Genomic DNA, 5,066 nt, shown 5'->3' with positions numbered 1-5,066 from the left:
CAGTTGCCGGGGGGCGGCCCGCGGCGGCGTCCATGGCGGCGTTGGCGAGGGCGTCGGCGTGCCGGTTCTGCTCGCGCGGGATCCAGCTGAACCGGACCGCGGTGAACCGGCCCACCAGCGCGGCGGCCTGGGCGGCGAGGGGGCGCAGGCCGGGGTGCTTGATCTGCCATCGGCCGCACATCTGCTCGACCACCAGCTTGGAGTCCATCCGGACGTCCACCTCGGCGGCGCCCAGTTCGGCGGCGGCGGTCAACCCGGCGATCAGGCCCTGGTACTCGGCGACGTTGTTGGTGGCCGTGCCGAGCGACTCGGAGCGCTCGGCGAGCACCTCGCCGGTCTCCGGGTCGCGGACCACCGCGCCGTAGCCGGCGGGGCCGGGGTTGCCCCGGGACCCACCGTCGGCCTCGATGGAGACCACGCGCGGCGCCACGACCTACAGGCCCGACTCGTTGGTGCGAACCATGATCCGTCGGCAGTCCTCGCAGCGGACCACGTCGTCGGGGGCGGCCTTGCGGATCCGGGCCAGGTCGGCGCCGGACAGCTCCAGGCGGCACCCGCCGCAACGGCCCGCGGTGAGCAGCGCGGCACCCAGCCCGGTGTCCGCGCGGATCTTGTCGTAGAGGGTGACCAGCTCGCTCGGGAGGTCGGCGGCGAGCGGCTGCCGGGCGCCCCGCTTGAACTCCTCCTCCTTGGTGATCTCGGCCAGCGCCTCGTCGCGGCGCTGCTCGGTCGCGGCCCGCTTGTCCCGGGTCTCGGCCAGCCGCTGCTCGACGCCGTCCAGTACGCCCTGCGCGGTCTCCCGCTGCTCCATCAGCTCCAGCTCGGCGTCCTCCAGGTCGCCCTGGCGACGCTTCAGCGAAACCAGCTCGTGCTGGAGCGCCTCCAGCTCGCGGGCCGGGCCGGTGCCGGCGGCCAGCCGGTTCTCGTCCTTCTCCTTGCGGGCCCGGACCTGCTCGACGTCCTTCTCCAACCGGGCGATGTCCCGGTCCAGGTCGTCGACCGCCACCTGGGCGCGGACCCGCTCGTCCTCCATCGACGACAGCTCCCGGGCCAGCGACTCCAGCTCGGCCCGCTCGGCAAGCGTTCGCCTGCGGTGGGCGAGCTGGGCGAGGTTGGTGTCGATCGCCTGGAGGTCGAGCAGGCGGCGCTGCACCTGAGGGTCAGCCTTCACGGTCGGGCTCCTTGTCGTCCACAACGGGTGCGGCGGCGTGCACGGTCCACGGGTCGGTGTCCAGGTCGGACACCAGCGTCTCGACGTCCAGCGCCTCCCGGAGGAAGGCGGCCAGGTCGTCCAGCCACGGTCGTTCGGTCGCCCAGTGGGCGGCGTCGATCAGGGCGGGACCATCGGCGGCGAGGTGCTCGCCGGCCGGGTGGTGCCGCAGGTCGGCGGTGAGGAACGCGTCCACCCCGGCGGCGGTCGCGGCGCCGAGGAAGTTGTCCCCCGACCCGCCGCTGACGGCGAGGGTACGAACCATACGCCCGGGATCCCCCGCCGCGCGAACTCCCCAGGACGTGACGGGGAGCACCGCGGCGGCGTGCCGTGTCAGCTCGGCGAGGGTCATCGGCTCGGGCAGCTCGCCGATCCGGCCGAAACCCCTGTCGTCGCCGTGGGCGGGCGAGCCGGGCGCGGGGCGCTGTAGCGGGCGCAGACCGGTGAGCCCGAAGCGGGCGGCGAGTGCGTCGGAGACGCCCGGGGAGGCTACGTCGGCGTTGGTGTGCGCCGCGTAGAGCGCCACCCCGGCCCGGATCAGCCGGTGGATGATCCGCCCCTTGAAGGTCGTCGCGGCGACCGACGAAACCCCGCGCAGCAGCAGCGGGTGATGCGAGACGATCATGTCCGCGTCGGCGGCGAGGGCTTCGTCGACCGTCTCGGGCACCACGTCGACCACGCAGAGGACGCGGCGGACCGGGGCGGCCGGCTCGCCGAGCACCAGGCCGACCCGGTCCCACTCCTCCGCCCAGACCGGCGGAAAGCGCCGTTCCAGCTCGGTCACCACGTCGCTGACCGTGGGGGCGGATCCGCTTGTGCTCACGGCGGGCCAGCTTACCGGCGTGGAGGCCACCGGGCGGTGACACCCGGCCCGGCCGCGTCGGGCGGAAGATCCGCCGGACGCGTCAGGCGGCGCTCCAGGAGACGGTCTGCAGCGCCGCCAGCGGCATCGCCCAGGGGAAGGCGTGGGTGTGCTGTTCCCCCGTTCCCGGCGGGTGCAGAGCGATCACGTCGTCGCCGAAGAGCACCGTGACGCCCCACTCGGCCAGCCGGGCCACCCCGGCCCGAAACGCCGGGTGGCAGGCCATCGCCGCGTTGGTGTACGGCACCGCCACGATGGGGACGCCCTTGCCCTGGGCCTCGACCAACAGCCCGAGCGCCAGGGTGTCGGTGATCCCGGCCGCCCACTTGTTGACCGTGTTGACGGTGGCCGGGCAGACGATCATGGCGTCGGCGGGCGGCAGCACGTCCGGGTCACCGGGATTCTTGTAGTGCGTCCGCACCGGGTGGCCGGTCTGCCGGATCAGGGCCGCCTGGTCGACGAACTTCGCGCCGTCCGGCGTGGTGACCACGCAGACGTCCCAACCGTCCTGTTGGGCGAGGTCGACCAGACGACCGACGTGCCGAGCCAGCGGCGAACCGCAGGCGATGACGTAGAGCACCTCGCGGTGCCCGCTGTTGCGCGCTGCACCGGCCATCAGACCGGCTCCGCGCTCATACCCCTACTCCCATGTGCTCAGCCAACTCCGCTACCGGAGAAGGCGGCGCACCACGTGTGCGACGGAGGATGTCGGACATCACCTCGTGCGCGATCGGCCGGCAGCGGATCTCCGACGGGGCGAGCCGATCACCGAGCAGCAGCATCTCCCCGGCGTTGGCCACGTCACCTATCTGGGCGTACCCGCGGGCGATGTCGAGCAGGTGGTGGGCGCGGCGCTCGGGCAGCAGGGCGTTGAAGGAGGGCTCCGCGATGCGCAGCTGGTGCACCTCCACGGCCCGCCCCCCGTCGCCCAGCTCCACCGCGGCGGCGGCCCGGTGCAGCTCGACGTTCGTCGGGCCGAACGACGTCCAGTAGTGGTTGTGGTCGCCGCCGAGCAGGGTGGCGGCCTCCTGCGCGCAGTTGATCAGGTCGTCGACGCTGGCCGAGTCACCGATGCGGGACGCGGCCATCGCGCCCTGCAGCAGCAGCATCCCGTAGACGGAGAGGCGGGCCGGGGAGATCTCGTTGCTCCCACCCGGTGCCAGCCGGTTGGCGATCTGGACGTTCAGCTCCAGGGCCGGGCGGGCCCGCCCCATCGCGACCAGCGCGTTGCACACCCGGGTGGTGGCGATCCCGGCCAGCAGCGGGTCGTCGGCCCGCTGCGCCACCGCCATCGACCGGTCGGCGGCCAACCAGGCGAGCTCGCACTCGCCGAGCTTGCGCAGCACCGAGGAGGCGATCTGGTAGACCTGCCCGAGCAGGTGGGCCGCCTCGGCGGCCTGGTCACCGCCGTAGGCGGCGTCGGCCGCCTGGGCGTCGCGCAGCAGCTTGGGCAGGGCCCGGGTGAGCATCCCGTAGCGGCCGTACTGGTAGGTGAGCCAGGCGTGGTTGACGGCCTTGCGCATGTCGTCCATCGGTGGCGGGTACGGCGCCGCGTCGAAGTACGCGCTCATCGAGTCGTAGCGTTCCAGCGCCGCCCGGATCTCCTGCACCTCGACCTGGTCGATGCAGTTGAGGGCGTCGGCGCGCCGCTCCGGATCCTTGCCCATCAGGAGCTGCACGTCCATCTGGAGGATGTCGGCGATCTCGTAGAGGACGGAGAACTTGTCCAACCGGCGGACGCCGCGTTCGACCTTGTCCACCCAGCTCTTGGACTTGCCCAGCCGGTCCGCGAAGACCTGCTGCGACATCTTGCGTCGCCCCCGCCAGTAGGCAACTCGCCGTCCTATGGGTAGCTCGTCCATCTCCCCATCCTCCCCTGCCACCGACACCAATCGAGTCGGGGCGATGTCCGCGGGTGCGGCGACTGCCGTTCACTTTCAGGTTTTGCCTGGTCGCACAGGATGTACGTCAGCCGTACAGCTAGTCCTCGTACTTTTCGTGCAAGTTGCACGAGCCGTTCGTCAACCTCAACGATCGTGGGTTACGGCAGTGACGGTGCTCGACATGCGACCTGGCGAACGCCGGGCCCGACGAGAGGAGTTGGCATACATGTGGGGGAATGTCGGACCACGCGTCGCCGAACTGTCGCCGCTGGAACGCGTCCGGCTGCGGCGGGTCGCCATCCGCTACGCCGTACACGGCTGGGAGGTCACCCCGGGTGCCTGTCTGGCCCGCAGCCGCTTCGTCTGCGGCCGGGCCGGCTGTCCCACAGTGGGCTGCCATCCCGCCCTGGAGAACTGGGAACTGGGCGCCAGCGCCGACCCGGCCCGGGTGGCAACCTGGTGGCGGAGCCGACCGCACGGGGTGCTGCTGCCCACCGGCCGGGCCTTCGACGTGCTGGAGGTGCCCGCCCACCTCGGCCGGCACGTGCTCGACGCGGTCCAGATCCACCCGGCCGGCACCGGCGTACGCGGACCGGTGCTGGTCACGCCCACCGGGCGGTGGATGTTCCTGGTCCGCCCCGGCGACCCGCTCCGGCCGGAGTTGGAGCACTGCTTCCACGTGGTCCGGCACGGGCCGGGCTCGTGGATCCCCGCGCCACCCACCCGGCTGCCGGAGGGCACGGTCCGCTGGGCGGTCGCCCCGGAGCAGGCGCGCTGGCAGCTTCCGGATTCGTACCTCGTGCAGAACACGTTGATCGGGGCGCTGCGCGCCGCCGGGGTGACGCTGCGCAACCTGGAGAACAAGGGCAACCCGTGGGGCGCCCCGCAGAACACCCGCGAGGACTGGACCAAGGGCCTGGACTTCGAGGTGCCCCGGGTCGGCGAGGTGGACGACGTCGAGTACCTGGTCTGGGTCCGCTGCGCCGGCGCGTTCGAGGACCGGGCCAAGAAGTCGCCCCGCGCGGTGGCCACGCTGCTCAACGAGGCGGCCGTGACGTTCGCGACCCTGCGGGAGGCAGACAACACCTCCGGTGACCCGCAGCCACGGCGC

The 5,066-nt window shown here is 72.5% G+C and carries 5 protein-coding genes and 1 pseudogene; 1 reads left to right on the top strand and 5 read right to left on the bottom strand.

All coding sequences use genetic code 11. The features are described from left to right. The 5 genes from PSH25_RS23905 to PSH25_RS23885 all read right to left on the bottom strand — a co-directional run. On the bottom strand, positions 1-430 hold a 430-nt coding region (locus tag PSH25_RS23905; RefSeq protein WP_238661201.1), incomplete at its 3' end, for a reverse transcriptase-like protein. 3 nt (positions 431-433) lie between these two features. Then, on the bottom strand, positions 434-1,171 hold the full coding sequence (locus tag PSH25_RS23900; protein ID WP_238661200.1) for a zinc ribbon domain-containing protein: 738 nt from the start codon (positions 1,169-1,171) through the stop codon (positions 434-436). Further along, on the bottom strand, positions 1,161-1,997 hold the full coding sequence (locus tag PSH25_RS23895; RefSeq protein WP_372492835.1) for a Nif3-like dinuclear metal center hexameric protein: 837 nt from the start codon (positions 1,995-1,997) through the stop codon (positions 1,161-1,163). Before PSH25_RS23895 ends, PSH25_RS23900 begins: the two co-directional genes overlap by 11 nt. Before the next feature lie 118 nt (positions 1,998-2,115). Beyond that, positions 2,116-2,688, bottom strand: a complete 573-nt coding sequence (locus PSH25_RS23890) for a flavoprotein (RefSeq protein ID WP_238661198.1) — start codon at positions 2,686-2,688, stop codon at positions 2,116-2,118. Between the two features lie 16 nt (positions 2,689-2,704). Next, positions 2,705-3,934 carry a helix-turn-helix domain-containing protein gene (locus PSH25_RS23885; protein ID WP_238661197.1) on the bottom strand — a complete coding sequence of 410 codons (1,230 nt, stop codon included), beginning with the start codon at positions 3,932-3,934 and terminating at the stop codon, positions 2,705-2,707. 328 nt (positions 3,935-4,262) lie between these two features. Between PSH25_RS23885 and PSH25_RS23880 the strand changes: the two are divergent. Continuing rightward, a pseudogene (locus PSH25_RS23880) lies at positions 4,263-5,066 on the top strand (bifunctional DNA primase/polymerase); the annotation flags it as partial.

The sequence above is a fragment of the Micromonospora foliorum genome (genome assembly GCF_022229015.1).
GTDB classification, from domain to species: domain Bacteria; phylum Actinomycetota; class Actinomycetes; order Mycobacteriales; family Micromonosporaceae; genus Micromonospora; species Micromonospora foliorum.
The sequence above is the reverse complement of the archived record's forward strand: the minus strand, read 5'-3'. Positions and strand labels throughout refer to the sequence as shown.